Annotated in this window: 13 protein-coding genes and 1 tRNA gene; 9 read left to right on the top strand and 5 right to left on the bottom strand. The window is 32.6% G+C overall.

Annotated features, from left to right (window positions below):
* Positions 1-173: 173 nt before the first annotated feature.
* Together TD29_RS04895 and TD29_RS04890 are read left to right on the top strand one after the other, a co-directional pair.
* The gene (locus TD29_RS04895; RefSeq protein WP_040279313.1) at positions 174-1,148 is read left to right on the top strand and encodes a polyprenyl synthetase family protein; all 975 of its coding nucleotides are present in this window, start codon (positions 174-176) and stop codon (positions 1,146-1,148) included.
* Positions 1,148-1,498, top strand: coding sequence for a hypothetical protein (locus TD29_RS04890; protein WP_040279312.1), 351 nt, complete (start codon positions 1,148-1,150; stop codon positions 1,496-1,498). Before TD29_RS04895 ends, TD29_RS04890 begins: the two co-directional genes overlap by 1 nt.
* Before the next feature lie 38 nt (positions 1,499-1,536).
* On the opposite strand, the gene TD29_RS04885 is transcribed toward TD29_RS04890, so the two are convergent.
* A complete protein-coding gene (locus TD29_RS04885; protein WP_040279311.1) occupies positions 1,537-2,070 on the bottom strand; it encodes a hypothetical protein in 534 nt (177 codons plus the stop codon).
* Positions 2,071-2,185: 115 nt separating this feature from the next.
* On the opposite strand from TD29_RS04885, the gene TD29_RS04880 reads away from it, so the two are divergent.
* The gene (locus TD29_RS04880; RefSeq protein ID WP_040279310.1) at positions 2,186-4,942 is read left to right on the top strand and encodes a 2-oxoglutarate dehydrogenase E1 component; all 2,757 of its coding nucleotides are present in this window, start codon (positions 2,186-2,188) and stop codon (positions 4,940-4,942) included.
* A 60-nt stretch (positions 4,943-5,002) separates the two neighbouring features.
* On the top strand, positions 5,003-6,277 hold the full coding sequence (gene odhB, locus TD29_RS04875) for a 2-oxoglutarate dehydrogenase complex dihydrolipoyllysine-residue succinyltransferase (RefSeq protein WP_040279309.1): 1,275 nt from the start codon (positions 5,003-5,005) through the stop codon (positions 6,275-6,277).
* Positions 6,278-6,363: 86 nt separating this feature from the next.
* Here odhB and TD29_RS18465 read toward each other — a convergent pair whose 3' ends face one another.
* The 4 genes from TD29_RS18465 to TD29_RS04855 form a co-directional block, all read right to left on the bottom strand.
* Complete coding sequence (locus tag TD29_RS18465) at positions 6,364-9,525, bottom strand: T9SS type A sorting domain-containing protein (RefSeq protein WP_040279308.1); 3,162 nt, start codon at positions 9,523-9,525, stop codon at positions 6,364-6,366.
* Positions 9,526-9,641: 116 nt separating this feature from the next.
* Positions 9,642-10,211: a hypothetical protein gene (locus TD29_RS04865; RefSeq protein ID WP_040279307.1), complete on the bottom strand. Its 570-nt coding sequence runs from the start codon at positions 10,209-10,211 to the stop codon at positions 9,642-9,644.
* Positions 10,212-11,218: 1,007 nt separating this feature from the next.
* Positions 11,219-11,854, bottom strand: a complete 636-nt coding sequence (locus tag TD29_RS04860; protein ID WP_040279305.1) for a response regulator — start codon at positions 11,852-11,854, stop codon at positions 11,219-11,221.
* Between the two features lie 63 nt (positions 11,855-11,917).
* Positions 11,918-12,358, bottom strand: coding sequence for a retropepsin-like aspartic protease (locus tag TD29_RS04855; RefSeq protein ID WP_040279303.1), 441 nt, complete (start codon positions 12,356-12,358; stop codon positions 11,918-11,920).
* A 204-nt stretch (positions 12,359-12,562) separates the two neighbouring features.
* On the opposite strand from TD29_RS04855, the gene TD29_RS04850 reads away from it, so the two are divergent.
* From TD29_RS04850 to TD29_RS04830, 5 genes are all read left to right on the top strand, one after another.
* Complete coding sequence (locus tag TD29_RS04850) at positions 12,563-13,330, top strand: TatD family hydrolase (protein WP_040279411.1); 768 nt, start codon at positions 12,563-12,565, stop codon at positions 13,328-13,330.
* A gap of 3 nt (positions 13,331-13,333) precedes the next feature.
* A complete protein-coding gene (locus tag TD29_RS04845) occupies positions 13,334-14,365 on the top strand; it encodes an asparaginase (protein WP_040279301.1) in 1,032 nt (343 codons plus the stop codon).
* Positions 14,366-14,423: 58 nt separating this feature from the next.
* A tRNA-Ser gene (locus TD29_RS04840) sits at positions 14,424-14,508 on the top strand.
* A gap of 904 nt (positions 14,509-15,412) precedes the next feature.
* On the top strand, positions 15,413-16,189 hold the full coding sequence (locus tag TD29_RS04835; RefSeq protein ID WP_040279299.1) for a MotA/TolQ/ExbB proton channel family protein: 777 nt from the start codon (positions 15,413-15,415) through the stop codon (positions 16,187-16,189).
* 27 nt (positions 16,190-16,216) lie between these two features.
* A complete protein-coding gene (locus TD29_RS04830; protein ID WP_040279297.1) occupies positions 16,217-16,657 on the top strand; it encodes a hypothetical protein in 441 nt (146 codons plus the stop codon).
* The last annotated feature ends 7 nt before the right edge of the window (positions 16,658-16,664 follow it).

Genomic DNA, 16,664 nt, shown 5'->3' with positions numbered 1-16,664 from the left:
TTTAAAAACAAAAAAAGTTTCCAAAGTTTTGTTTTTATCTTAAAGCCTTGAGTAACTTTAGTTTATTTGACCTTTGTTTTGCTAACATTAGTTTTTTTAAAAGATTCAAAAAATTCGTTTAAACTGAAACCAAATAATAGATCGAAATCAGGTTTTTACATTATTTTTGCACCATGCAAAACATTTCATCATATCAAGATGCGTTTATAGATTATTTAAATGCATTTATAACACATAAAGAGCCATCAAATCTTTATGAACCTATTAATTACATTTTACAACTTGGAGGTAAGCGATTAAGACCTGTTTTAACGCTTATGACTGCAGAAATTTTTGATTGCAATTATAAGGTTGCATTAGATGCTGCGCTTAGTATAGAGGTATTTCATAATTTCTCTTTGGTTCATGATGATATTATGGATGATGCACCTTTACGACGAGGTCAAACAACAGTTCATGAAAAGTGGGACATCAATACAGGGATATTATCTGGTGATGCTATGCTCATAAAAGCATACCAATTGTTTGAAAATTATGAGCCAAAACAGTTTCAAGCGCTAGCAAAATTATTTAGCAAAACAGCATTAGAGGTTTGTGAAGGTCAACAATATGACGTCGATTTTGAAACACGAGATGATGTTACTATTGACGAGTATTTAAAAATGATAGAATATAAAACAGCAGTTTTAGTTGGTGCAGCCATGAAAATGGGAGCCATTGTAGCTAATGCATCTCTAGATTGTCAGGATTCTATTTATAACTTCGGAAAATATTTAGGCATAGCCTTTCAATTACAGGACGATTATTTAGATGCTTTTGGAGATCCAAAAACGTTTGGTAAACAAGTAGGAGGTGATATTATTGAAAATAAAAAAACCTATTTGTATTTAAAAGCTTTAGAGTTTTCTAGCCAAGATGATGCCTTACAATTAGAGCATTTGTATGGTGTAAATCCTTCAGATCCTAGTGAGAAAATAGAGACTGTAAAACAGTTGTTTGTTTCTAGTGGTTCTGCCGAAGCAACAAAAACCGAAATTGAGAACTATACTAAAAAAGCATTCTCAGTATTAGATTCACTTAAAATTTCTGAAGCCAATAAAACCGCACTCAAAACTTTTGGTAATGATTTAATGAATAGAAACACCTAATGCAATTACCCGTAAATTTTGAAGAGTTAATCTCAAAAACCGAAGAATTAAACCTCTATCATAAACTTGTTCAGCAAGTAAATAAAGACTTTTTGTTGGCTAATATTGATCTAGATTTTGATGAAGCTATTTTGCCTTCTAGTTTAAAATATCTGCTTCACGAAGTGGTTTTTAAATTGATACAAGAAAAGTTTGTTGAGTATTTAAACTTACTTTATATAGTAGATGTTTCCGAAGAAAAAGTAAGACAATTAGATGGTAGTGATATGTTGAAATTATCTGAAGAAGTTACGTTTTTAATCCTGCAACGTGAATGGCAAAAGGTTTGGTATAGACATCAATATTCATAGTTGTAAAACATAAATATTGATAACCACGCGTGTCAAAATTAAAAATAAACTCTAAAAAAAGGAGCCCAAGGATCTGCATAAATACTCTTGTCTCTATCGTAAAGTACATCGTATCTAATGCCAATGGCAATGTTATTCATTCTATAACCTGCACCTAAAAATAGAGCAGGATACCAATAATTTTCGTCTTCATATATATTGTTATCAAATGATCGGTTCACATTGAGTTGCTCAAACTCTCCAGATAATTGAATTTCTGGCAATGGATTAAACAAACTAATAATGCTACCACCAAAAATTGTAGAATTATAGGAGTTTTTTAAACTGTTATAGGTGCCGTTAAGTCCTAATCCTAACGAAAATTGATCGTTAAAATCATAAATGGCACTTGGAGCTAGCGTTCCGCTAAAAAAACCATCACTAAAACTCAAGCCAATACCGCCTCCAAACCGAACATTATTCCAGAAATCACTCTTTTGGTTGTCAACCTGTGAAAATGATTGTAATGTAAATCCCATAAATAGGGCTAATAAAAACTGATATTTGAGATTAAAACGCTTACAAATATTCATAATTCTAAATTTGAGTTAAAAATGGTTTTAAATATAACAAAAAGGTATCTATTTTTAGTAATTGTTGTATTTTTGAGTTAAACTTTGTTGAAGCGAAAACGACATCAACCATTTTATGGATAAATATTCTTTTTTAAACGCAGCACATACAGCATATTTTGCTGATTTATACGACCAATACTTAAAAAACCCAGATTCTGTTGAGCCAAGTTGGAGAGCCTTTTTTCAAGGTTACGATTTTGGAAGCGAAAGCTATGGCATGGAAGACGAAAGTGTAGAAGTGGTTTCTACTCAAATTCCAGAGCATGTTCAAAAAGAGTTTCAAGTGGTGAAACTTATTGACGGTTACAGGAGTCGTGGTCATTTATTTACCAAAACAAATCCTGTAAGAGATCGTAGACAATATGAACCAACATTAGAATTGGAGAACTTTGGTTTATCTAATTCTGATTTAGAAACGACTTTTAATGCAGGTGAAATTTTAGGGATTGGTAAACAACCTTTAAAGGAAATCATTAGGCATCTAGAAAGCATTTATTGCGATTCTATTGGTGTTGAGTACATGTATATTAGAAAACCTGAAGAAATTCAATGGATTCAAAACAAACTCAATATCAACGATAATCAGCCTAACTTTTCTCCCGACGAAAAAAAGAATATTCTCAAAAAATTAAACCAAGCAGTTTCTTTTGAGAGTTTTCTACATACCAAATATGTGGGTCAAAAGCGTTTCTCTTTAGAAGGAAATGAGTCGTTAATTCCTGCTCTAGATTCCTTAGTTGAAAATGCAGCGCAGCATGGAGTTAAAGAGTTTGTCATGGGAATGGCACATCGTGGTCGTTTAAGTACATTGACTAATATCTTCGGAAAAAGTGCCAAAGACATATTTAGTGAGTTTGATGGCAAAGATTACGAACAAGAAGTTTTTGATGGCGACGTTAAATACCATTTAGGTTGGACGAGTAATCGTAATACCGAAGGTGGACATAAAATTAATTTAAGTATTGCGCCAAACCCTTCTCACCTTGAAACAGTAGGATCTGTTGTAGAAGGGATTGTAAGAGCAAAACAAGACGATAAATATTCAGACAACCCTTCTCAAGTGCTACCTATAGTAGTTCATGGTGATGCTGCAATTGCAGGTCAAGGACTTGTATATGAAGTTGTGCAAATGGCACAGTTGGATGGTTATAAAACAAATGGTACTATTCATATTGTGGTGAATAACCAAATTGGTTTTACAACAAATTATTTAGATGCTAGATCAAGTACCTATTGTACTGATGTTGGTAAAGTAACATTATCACCAGTACTTCATGTTAATGCAGATGATGCTGAAGCAGTTGTACACGCTATGTTATTTGCGCTACATTTTAGAATGAAATTTAAACGCGATGTGTTTATTGATTTATTAGGCTACAGAAAATATGGTCACAATGAAGGCGATGAACCTCGATTTACACAACCAAAATTATACAAAGCCATTGCAAAGCATAAAAACCCTAGAGATATCTATGCTGAAAAGTTAATGGCCGAAGGTATTATTGATGATACACATGTTGCACAATTAGAAAAGCAATACAAAGATAAACTTGAAGAAAACCTTGAAGATTCTCGTAAAATAGATAAAACTGTCATTACACCTTTTATGGCAGATGAATGGGTAGACTATCAAACAGTAATTGAAGATAAAATGCTTCAATCTATTGATACTACATTTTCAAAAGATGGTTTGGCTAAAATCACAAAAGTGATTTCTAACTTACCAAAGGATAAGAAATTCATTCGTAAAATTGAACGTTTGGTGCAATCGCGTCAAAAAATGTTTGATGAAGACAAACTAGATTGGGCAATGGCAGAGCATTTGGCTTATGGTACATTGTTAGAAGAAGGTTATGATGTGAGAATTTCTGGTCAAGATGTAGAACGTGGGACATTTTCACATAGGCATGCGGTTGTTAAAGTTGAAGATAGTGAAGAAGAAATATTATTACTTAATGAGATTAGTGATACACAAGGTAGATTCTTCATCTATAATTCTTTACTTTCAGAATATGGTGTAGTTGGTTTTGACTACGGTTATGCCATGGCAAGTCCTAAAACATTAGTAATTTGGGAAGCACAATTTGGAGATTTCAGTAATGGCGCCCAAATTATGTTAGATCAGTACATTTCCGCAGCAGAAGATAAATGGAAACTTCAAAACGGATTAGTCATGTTATTACCTCATGGTTATGAAGGTCAAGGAGCAGAACACTCGTCTGGTCGTATGGAACGTTATTTACAAATGTGTGCAAAAGATAATATGTTTGTTATGGATTGTACAACACCTGCAAATATGTACCATTTACTACGTAAACAAATGAAGGCAGAGTTTAGAAAACCTTTAATTGTATTTACACCAAAAAGTTTATTGCGTCATCCATTAGTAGTATCATCTGTTGATGAATTTGCTAACGGTAGCTTCCAAATGGTCATTGATGATGCAACAGCAAAAGCAGATAAGGTAAAAACTTTAGTGTTTGTAACAGGTAAGTTTTACTATGATTTACTAGAGCAACGCGAAGACCTTAAAAGAGATGATGTGGCATTGGTAAGAGTAGAACAGTTATTTCCTTTACCAGAGCAACAAATAAAAGACGCTATTGCGAAGTATAAAAATGCAGATGATATTGTTTGGGCACAAGAAGAACCAAGAAATATGGGAGCATATAGTCACATATTAATGCATTTAGATGAAGCCAAAACATTTAGAGCAGCAACACGTAGACCATATGGTGCACCAGCAGCAGGAAGTAGTGTGCGTTCAAAAATACGTCATAAAGAAGTGATTGATTATGTTTTTGATAAATCAAAAAACAATCAACGCTAGATTACAAAGAATTTACAAAATAGAAACAGAAACAAACGCTTAAAATAAAATTACAGAACGATGATTTTAGAAATGAAAGTTCCTTCACCAGGAGAGTCAATCACAGAGGTAGAAATTGCAGAATGGTTAGTTGCAGATGGAGATTATGTTGAAAAAGATCAAGCCATCGCAGAGGTTGATAGTGATAAAGCTACATTAGAATTACCTGCTGAAGCAAGCGGAACCATCACACTCAAAGCCGAAGAAGGTGATGCAGTAGAGGTTGGAGCTGTAGTGTGTTTAATTGATACTAGTGCAGAAAAACCAAGTAGTGATGCAGCTAAAGATGCTCCTAGCACATATAACGGTGGAGATGAAGGTGGAAATTCTAATGCTGAAAAAGATGTAGCAAAAGATCAAAAAGCGACACCAAATAAAGAGAATCACGAAAAAGCACCTAATCCAGCGCAAAAAACATATGCTTCTGGAGTAGCAAGTCCTGCAGCTAAAAAAGTATTGGCAGAAAAAGGTATGGATGCTTCATCAATTTCTGGTTCAGGAAAAGATGGTCGTATTACAAAAGACGATGCGGTTAATGCTGTACCTTCTATGGGAACTCCTACAGGAGGAAACCGTAGTAGTTCACACAGTAAAATGTCAATGTTACGTCGTAAAGTGGCAGAGCGTTTGGTTGAAGCAAAAAATACAACTGCAATGTTAACGACATTCAATGAAGTTGATATGTCACCAATTTTTGCGTTGCGTAAAGAGTATAAAGAAGACTTTAAAGCTAAGCATGGTGTAAGTCTTGGGTTTATGAGTTTCTTTTCTTTAGCTGTTGTGAGAGCATTACAAATGTATCCTGCTGTTAATTCTATGATTGACGGTAAACAAATGTTAACTTATGATTTTGTTGATATTTCTATAGCAGTATCAGGACCAAAAGGATTAATGGTACCAGTCATTAGAAATGCCGAAAACTTAACGTTTAGAGGTGTAGAATCTGAAGTAAAACGTTTAGCACTCAGAGCTAGAGATGGTGATATCACAGTTGATGAAATGACAGGTGGAACCTTTACCATTACAAATGGTGGTGTTTTTGGTAGTATGTTATCAACGCCTATTATTAATCCACCACAAAGTGGAATCTTAGGGATGCACAATATTGTAGAGCGTCCAGTAGCCATTGATGGTCATGTAGAAATTAGACCAATCATGTACGTCGCTTTATCTTACGATCATAGAATTATTGATGGTAAAGAGTCTGTAGGTTTCTTAGTTGCAGTTAAAGAGGCTTTAGAAAATCCAATAGAGTTATTAATGGATAACGACGTGAAGAGAGCATTAGAAATGTAAACTAATTTTCTTTTCTTCGGAAATATAAAAACTCAAAAAGCGTAATCTATATTTTAGATTACGCTTTTGGTTTATATTAATTTTTATTATTTAACTAACACCTGATGTGTTTCAATATGCTCTCCTAAATAAATTTTGAGCACATATACCCCAGGGTTTAATCTTGCTACTGAAAATTGAGCTTTATTGTGTTGCATATCAACTTTTAGTTTTGATTTCCCAAGAACATCAAATAATTCTCCAGAGACTTTAGTGTCTTTTTTGGTTTGTTCTTTCTCGTCGCTAATCGAAGTAATGTTTACGATGTCTTTTGATGGATTTGGATAAACGCTATAGCTATTTGACATTCGTGGATAAAATTGTGGATCACCAGCTTCATTAACATAAAAAACTCTATCAACAGGATAATAACCACAACTGTTTGTAATTCTACTCTGTATATAGTAACTACCCTCTGGTGTTGATGCATCTGCTGTAACTACAACGGTTTTATTACTTCCGCCAGTAGATTGAATATTAAAATTTATTGAAGCATTTGGGTAAGAACCACTATAGATTACCCAATCAATAGAACTCCAAGCTTGCATATTATTTGTATTTACGGTAAATACCGCAGAGTCAGTTGGTCCTGGATTTAAATCGGCATCACCAAAAATAAGAACTGAACCATTAGCAGTTGGACGACCAAAGTGTATAGTTTTACTTAAGGGAATATCATTACCACAACGATTTGTATCTACTGAGGCACTCAAAGTAACAGTACCACTGTATCCAAAAGCTCTAGTGATTGTAATCTGCGATACATCATTAATATTCTCTGTTATAGTACCAGCATTTACAGGTGTGATATCCCAATCTATATTGGTTATATCTGTACTGTTAATTGAGTAGGTGGCAGTATTGCAAATTAATCCTGAACCTGAGATTGCGTTCTCATCACAAACAAAGGAGCAATCAAAATCAAAATCAGCTATTGCTACATCTAATTCTGCTGCTAACCAATCTCCATTTCTTCTATTAAATGTAATATGTGGTTCGTTAGTACTTGTGTTATTTAACGATGTACTAAAACTGTCAAACGGTATTGCTTTTGAACCCGTTGGAGGATTTGCAGATGTGTAAATTCTAAAATAATCAGCATTAGTCAAAGTAGTATTTCCGCTACCTACATCTAATGCACTAGTCACAGGTATGAAATCAAAATCTAAATTAACATCTAAATTAAAACCATAATTAAAAAAGAAATTATCTTCAAAATCACTAGCATTAAAAATTACTGAACTTGGATTAGCACCTCCAGGAAAATTATCTAAAAACAGATCTCCAGGTTGAGAGTTTTTAGATTCATCAAAAATTGTTCTTGTAATTGGGACTAACCATAACAGCGTTTTTTTGTACGTTAATCTACCCTTATATACACGAGAAATGCCAGAAGATGGAAAAGCATTTACCCTAAACTCTGCGTCAAGTAATGTGTTACCAGGAAGAAACCCTAATAAAAAAGTAGGTGTATCATTTAAAAAGTCACCGACTAAAGGTCCAAGAAATAAGAAAAACTCAACTAAACTTGTAAAATCACTTGTACCTCCATTTCCTGTCACTGTAAGTAAGCTTTGATTAGAAATTAAGCCTTGTGGCTCTGCACAGTGGCTAGCATTACTTAGTGCTATATTTCTTGTTTGCTGAGGATATCCCATGGTATTAAGCTCTGTTTGCCAATTGGTATGCACAGTGTCATCTCTATTACTACTGCTATTAACTCCACTAATTAACATTTGATTGATAGCTGGTGCGTCTAACAAATCATTGATAGTAGCTAGACCTAAATTACCAACGCCTTCTACGGGTATATTAATATTACCCAATGGTGTTTGTAAAAACTCATGCGCAACATGTCTTCCCATGTGCAATATACCAGGAGGTAAATGCGCACCTTGATGAGGAGCATCATGACTTATATATAAATTAGTGTCGTGATCTTCACTATTATTCTCCATATCACGCAAGGCATAGCGTGCAATTAAACCGCCCATACTTTGACCGAGTACAACATTTTGTGCATTACCTGTTTTATTAGTATTAACCCAATCTATAACTGCTTCTAAAACAAAAGCGTTACGTTGAATAAAATCTGTACCGTTATCCCAGTTGACGTATACTATGTCGTAATCAATTGCTGTATTGTTCGTTATTAAATCTTGTAAATCTGGACTTTGAGATGCTAACACTGAGAATCTAAAAGAATTATAATCACTATCACCAATACTTCCTGCCTGCGCCAATAATCCCGTATCTAAACCTTCTGCAATAATCAATGGATTACGCAATTGACAATCTGCAGAACCATAAGCAATCTGTAAAGTCGCTGTACCAAATACCCCTTGGTAAGATTTTGATGCTGTAATTTCTTCAATATCCAATTGGCCACAAGCAGGATTTCTAGCCTGAGCACTATTATCTACTTGAGTTACCTTAACTTTTTGTCGACAATATTTATATTGTCCATTACTTAATTGTACACGATAAGTCCAATCATAAGTTCCAATATTAGTATATGTTGTATTCGCAGTGGTGTTATTTAAAATACTTTTGTACCCATTACCATCACCAAAATCTATATCTAGATTAGTAATTGTAGTATTGCTATGCCAAAGTGTGGCAGGTAAAGATACTTCTACTTGCGGTTTGTTGATATATAATATGGGAGCACTTATAGCAAATGCTGTATGTACATCATAAGGATTTTGCCAAGCACCTCTTTTGTATTTATCATCATACTTGCCATTAATGACTTGTATTTTGTTATTTGCAAGCGCATTAGAGTTAATTTTAGAATATTTGTAGAGCAACCCATTAAGTATCACAGATGCCTTATTACTCATTTTAGCTAAGTCATTTTTTTGTTTTTGTAAAGTTTGCCACTCTGTAAGTTCTTGACTTGGAGGTTCAAATCCACTAACATTTACTGCTGTTGCAGAAGATACCAAAGCATTATAAATTTGACCATAGCGTTCTAAACCTATATAGTTATCTGTACGTAGTACGCCATCAAAACTTGCCACATCAATACGGTCAAAACCATAATCTAAAAGGATGTTGTGAGGTATTCGATTTTTTTCTAAAAGGCTAAATACGTTATTGATATCTTGAGCTAATGTGGTATTGATGGTTTGAGCTTTGGTTGAAGTAGTGAAAAATAATAATACCAAACCAAAAAGGCTTTTTAATGTGTGTTTAAGGATTTTCATAAATAGTTGAATTAGATGTTGAACGGTTAATAATTTAAGTTTGTTAGAAGAGAGTTTATAAAATAGATTGTCTTTTGTTATTTTTTAAGCTAAGTCATTTTGGATTGTTTTTAGGATTAATTAGTGAAGTTTAAATCGAATCTACCGTCTGTGATATTAATTTCGTTGCCATCATCATCTAAAACTATAAATTCAAATGTCCCTGATATAATAAAATTTTGATTGTCAAAATTTGTAATTGTTAATGTTCCTGGATAATTTTCATTAGTGTAATATGTTTCTGAATTCTCATCCAAAACCAAATCATATAAGCCATAAAGATTACCAATTGAGAATGATTCCAAATCATAGGTGATTTCATTAATATTTACAATATCGATTCCACCAATTATTATCGACTGTAAACCAATTGAGCTATTATTTCTTGCAGAAATCCCAAGTGTGTAAGCGCCATCTACAAATTGATAAAAAGCATTAGGAGCATTACTGCCAAAACTTGGCGGTATAAAAGGTTCTCCATTAATAAGGCAACCAAATGTTTGCTCTCCCGTTTGTGTCATAGGTGGCAATTGGTCTATTGGGTTTTGTGGTGGATTGTCATCATCATTTTTACAGGCTGTAAATAAACAAATGAAGAAAAGAAATATTACTGATTGGTTAAGTTTTGTTTTTAAAAGTGATTTCATAAGGCTATGTTTTTTTCTTTAAAGCTATAATAAAATTACATATAATATTACGTTTAAACCGTAATCAAAGTTATGCTTAGGTAACTATTTTGTAAATTTGAAGTCTAAATTAGATAAAGTTGAACGGTTATTTAATTTAAGTTTATTGAGAGACTGCTTACTTAGTAAGCGGTCTTTCTTTTTTAAAAAAGCGCAACCCATAAATAGTGTTGCGCTTTTTCTCCCTAATAAAAAATAACTAATAACTAACTAAAAAAAATTTACGAGAATATTAATTGATATGATTAAAATGGCACTAAAGATTAAGCCAGCAATAAATATTCTATTGGTAAGACTTTGTTTGTTTTTCATCGTTTCCATTTTTGTACGTTTTAAATTATACGTTTTTGTTTAAATAAAACTCTGGGATTATGAAGAGTCCCAGAGCCTTATACCCTAATTAATTAATAGAGTTACTTTAAAGTAAATCCCTTTAAACTTAATAACTCTTGTACAAAGTACGTCATTAAAGCAACGTCATACAATACGTAGTTCTACGTATATTTTGATTTTAAACTGTTAAAATTTTATTTTTTAAACACAAAAAAGCTCTAAACCATATGGCTTAGAGCTTTAATCCTTTGTAAAAAGGAAATTGATTAATAGCAATGCAAACTTCGGTATTATATCATGACCAAACAATACGTAGTTCTACGTATATTTTGATTTTAAACTGTTAAAGTTTTATGATTTATATGAAAAACTCTAGACCTTTAAGATCTAGAGTTTCTTATAAATTAAATTCTCCCTTAAGAAATTAATAACGGTGTAAATGTCTTCAATTCTATTCATATTGACAATAGGTATATTTACCTGTTTTTAATAAAAAACGCAGAAATTACTAATAACCTAGACATTAATACTCTAATTTTTTTATAAATATATTGATGAAAGGTAGACAACTTTGTGTACTCAAAGTAGAGTAATACGTTTAATAAAGTACATTTTGTTTATCTCGCAATGATCTTCTAGTCATACTTATTTAAAAATTCTTCATGAGCTTTAGCATACAATACGATACTATTGGCCTTAGATTCTAATTTGAGCTTAGTTCGTATATTACTTTTGTGTTTTTCAACGGTTCTATCAGAAATGGACAAATCATTAGCAATTTCTTTAGCCGTTTTATTATCAGCAATGCGTTTAAGTACTTTTATTTCGGTATCTGTTAAGGTTTTTAGTGCCTCAGGGATTTTCTTGATTTCTATATATTCTATGAGCTCCGGACTAAAATAATGGTATTCTCTTAAAACACAAGAAATACAGTATTCTAGTTCCTCAATAGCAAACTCTTTTAAAATGTAACCATATATATCTAACGATTTTGCCTTATTATAAATAGCTTCACTTTTCTCAAAAGTGATTATAATAATTTTAGTATCTAGATTGGCTTCTTTACATTTCTCTGCCACTTGCAATCCAGTAAGGATAGGCATTTGTATATCTAATATGGCAATATCTGGTTTATGAGCATTGATGAGAGTTAAAGCCTCTTTGCCATTTTTTGCACTAGCAATAACATTAAATTCTTTTTCTACTAAAAAATCTTTGAGTCCTTTTAAAATAAGTGGATGATCATCTGCTATAATGATTGACGTTGACATGTTGCTATTAAAATCAGGGATTAAATTTAAATATAAGGGATTTTAACATAAAATGATATTTTCCTACAGTTTTAAATACAAATATTTTTTTTCGTAGTCTATAACTGCCTTAGATTTTTTTAAAATATCGGCACCTATAATGCCATCTACAGGTTGTGCGTTATGGGCAGTTAGTGCTGTGTTGACGTGAGATAAATTGAATAAAACTAAAACGACTTTATCTTTTTTCCATTTGCCAATTTTAAGCGTATTTTTCTTAGATAGTTGAGTAAGCATGTCGGTTGCTCCAGCACCAGCTGCCTTTATTTTAGAGTCTTTAGCATTGAGTTTAAAAGTATCAATAGCTTCAAAGCCAACACAAGAACTCGATGCTCCAGTATCTAAAATAAAGTTTCCTTTTACACCGTTTATTTTGGCTTTGATTTCAAAATGATTGGTCTTAGTTAATTTTAATTTGATTTTAGTATACCCTTTATTTATAAGGTACTCTTGTAAAGTTTCCATTACTCTAGATTTTAAGCAAATATAATTCTATTTTTTTTGCTTAAACTCGTGTTGAGTTTTAGTTTTATACCGAGAAGTTCGCTTTTGTCCTATAATGAAGTTGTTTTTTGTCAACATAGCATCGCTACGTTTATAAAAAAGAACAAAATTAGAGTGCAAAATGGTAATTTTGCAAGTGAAACAAAAATTCAACATGAGTTTATAATGATAATTACAGATACACATACACATTTATATAGCGACGCTTTTGATGACGATAGAGACGAAATGATGCAACGTGCCATCTCGCAAGGGGTTTCTAGATTTTTTATACCTGCAATTGATGCTACACATACACAATCTATGCTGCAATTAGAAGCTGATTATCCAGAGCAGGTATTTTTAATGATGGGTTTACATCCAACTTCGGTGAAGGAAAATTATAAGTCAGAGTTACAACACGTAGAAGAGATGCTGGCAAAACGTTCATTCTATGCAATAGGAGAAATAGGGATTGATTTATATTGGGATACCACAACTTTAGAGATTCAAAAAGAAGCCTTTAAACATCAAATTAAACTAGCAAAACACTATAAATTACCTATTATTATTCATTGTAGAGAGGCTTTTGATGACATTTTTGAAGTACTTGATGAGGTTATGGATGATGATCTCTTCGGAATTTTTCATTGCTTCACTGGTACATTAGAGCAAGCACAAAAAGCCATTTCATTAAATATGAAATTAGGAATAGGAGGTGTAGCAACATTCAAAAACGGTAAAATAGATCAATTTTTGAATGCCATTGATTTGAAACATATTGTATTAGAGACAGATGCTCCTTATTTAGCACCAAAACCCTTTCGAGGAAAACGTAATGAAAGTAGTTACATCATTAAAGTTGTTGAGAAATTAGCCGAAATTTATAACGTTTCCGAAGAAAAAATTGCCGAAATTACCACTCAAAACTCTAAAGATATCTTCGGAATATAACTTATGGTAGCAAACCAACCTAACATATTATTAGTCTATACAGGCGGAACCATTGGGATGATAAAACATCCCGAAACTGGTGCCTTAAGAGCTTTTGATTTTAATAATCTTCTTAAAAAGATTCCTGAATTAAAATTACTTGACTGTAATATTGAGACCATATCTTTTGACGACCCTATTGATAGTAGCAATATGAACCCTAAATATTGGATTCAAATTGCCGAAATAATAGAAGATAATTATGAAAATTTTGATGGTTTTGTGGTATTGCATGGTAGTGATACGATGAGTTACTCGGCCTCGGCATTGAGTTTTATGTTTGAAAATTTAGCAAAGCCTATCATATTTACAGGATCTCAATTGCCAATTGGTGATTTAAGAACAGACGCAAAAGAAAATCTCATCACCTCCATTCAAATGGCTTCTTTACAAAAAGGAGGCAAGCCAGTGATTAAAGAAGTAGGATTGTATTTTGAGTATAAGTTGTACCGCGGAAATAGAACGGTAAAAGTAAATGCCGAGCATTTTGAGGCTTTTGAGTCATTAAATTACCCACATTTGGCTGAGTCTGGCGTGCATCTTAAAGTAGATTATAACGAATTATTTAAACCTAACACACGTAAAAAGTTAGTTGTACATAAAAACTTCGAGAATGATATTTTATTGATAAAGCTATTTCCAGGCATTAGTGAATCGGTTTTAAAACCTCTTTTTGAAATTGTACATATTAAAGGTATCGTATTAGAAACTTATGGAGCAGGTAATACCACAACAGAAACTTGGTTTATTGATATGCTAAAAGCGACCATAAAACGAGGTGTACCTATTATAAATGTAACACAATGTTTTGGAGGTAGTGTTTCTATGGGACAATACGAGACGAGTTCACAATTAAAAACAATAGGAGTTATCTCTGGAAAAGATATAACAACTGAAGCTGCATTAGCAAAATTAATGTTTATGCTAGGAGAGAAAGTATCTATGAAAACATTCAAAACTATTTTTGAAACGGCATTACGTGGTGAGATGTCATAGAATTTTAGAATTAGCTTTTTTTAATATCAATTGAGTTGTATGTTTGCAAACTCAAAATAGAGAGGTGGCCGAGTGGCTTAAGGCGCACGCTTGGAAAGCGTGTATACTTCACGGTATCGAGGGTTCGAATCCCTTCCTCTCTGCAAAAGGAAACCTGCAACGTGAGTTGCAGGTTTTATAGTTTAAAAGAAGTGCCAAGCCAAAGCTTGAAGCACTTCTTTTAAACTATAAAACCAAACATCTTTTTAGATGTTTAGGTTTCTATGCTTGCCCAAGATTCTCTTTTGGGATGCACGCAGTGAATCCTTTGGCTTGAGCCACTATTTTAAACTATAAAACCAAACATCTTTTTAGATGTTTAGGTTTCTATGCTTGCCCAAGATTCCCTTTTGGGATGTACGCAGTGAATCCCTTATGGCTTGAAGCACTTCTTTTAAACTATAAAACCAAACATCTTTTTAGATGTTTAGGTTTCTATGCTTGCCCAAGATTCTCAAATTGGGATGCACGCAGTGAATCCTTTGGCTTGAAGCCACTATTTTAAACTATAAAACCCAACATCTTTTTAGATGTTTAGGCTTCTATGTTTTACTCAATTGCGATGGATGTAGTCAACCGAACATGTAAGCAACACTATTTAAACGAACGTCATGACTATATATAGTTATACGGTGTAGTTTTTTCCTTGTAAACTTAAATTAAGAAGAGATTAACAAATTTCACAATAACTATAGAATTCATCATTATAATTTACTTTATTGGAGTTGAAATTGATTAAAGGATGTGGAAATGAATTATTTGAAGGTTTTAATATTTCTGAAGAAACGATAATTTCTTGATGGCTAATTAAAGAAATGTATACGAAACCATAAGTTTTTCGTTTTATAGCTGAATAATCCAAAACATTTTATTTAAATTCGTCTTATGTAATTTTACTAATTGACTAAATCAGCGTGAATGCGTATGACTCAATTTGTATTTTTATTTTTTAATTCCAATTTTTTTTTATCTTTAACACTTTAACTAATAAAATTAAGAACAATCACGATGAAAAGACTTTTTTCAATCTTAGCCATAGCAGGTATCATGGCTTTCGGTACTGTTAATGCAAGTACAAATGCAAACACAGTTGAATCTGCAACAACGGCAGTAGCCACTACATTTCAAGACGCAACAGAGACAGCAGAAGCTGATAAATCTTTTACAGAAGTTGTAAAAGAACGTTTTATTGAAGGTGGTCCATTTTTTATGGGAATTGTATTATTATGTTTAATTCTAGGTTTAGCAATTGCTATTGAAAGAATTATATATTTAAATCTTGCAACAACAAATTCAAAGAAATTAACTCAGAATGTAGAGGATGCTCTTAACTCTGGTGGAATTGAAGCAGCAAAAGAAGTTTGTAGAAATACAAAAGGACCTGTTGCATCCATCTTTTACCAAGGTTTAGATCGTGCAGACGAGAACATTGATGCTGCTGAAAAAGCTGTTGTAGCTTATGGTGGTGTTCAAATGGGACAATTAGAGAAAAATGTATCATGGATTTCATTATTTATCGCTTTAGCACCAATGCTTGGTTTCATGGGTACTGTACTTGGTATGATTGATGCCTTTGATAAAATTGAAGCTGCAGGTGATATGAACCCTTCGTTAGTGGCAGGTGGTATTAAAGTAGCCTTATTAACGACTGTATTTGGTCTTATCGTAGCTATTATATTACAAATTTTTTACAATTACATTATCTCTAAAATTGACAGTATCGTTAACGATATGGAAGATTCATCGATTTCACTTATCGATTTATTAGTAAGACATAAAAAATAATAACCCAATTATTAAATCAAACATAACATGAATATTCAAAAAATAATCAAAATTGTTGCTTTAGTAATAGGTCTAATTGCTGTATTCTTTTTAGTAAGAATAATGATGTTAGGAGATGAAGCAATAAAAGCTGATGGTGATAACCAAGCGGTATTATCATGGTTTGCTAATCTTGCTTATGTGGTTTTAGCAATTGCAGCATTTTCTGCAGTTGTATTTAGTTTGGTTAACTTATTTAGTCAACCAGAAAAACTTAAAAAAGCATTAATGTCATTAGGTGTATTTGCACTTGTATTGATAGTAGCATGGTTTGCCTCATCTGGTGTAGAAACTGAATTAACAGATGGTGAAATGTTATCTGCTAGTGGTTCTCAAATGATAGAAGCAGGTATTAAAGCATTCTATATCTTAATTTTATTAGCAGCAGGTTTAATGTTGTTCTTTGGAGTTAAGAAGATGATAAAGTAAATAAAAT

Origin of the sequence: Psychroserpens damuponensis, assembly GCF_000826655.1 — a bacterium.
Classification (GTDB): domain Bacteria; phylum Bacteroidota; class Bacteroidia; order Flavobacteriales; family Flavobacteriaceae; genus Psychroserpens; species Psychroserpens damuponensis.
This window is presented reverse-complemented; position numbering and strand designations above follow the sequence as displayed.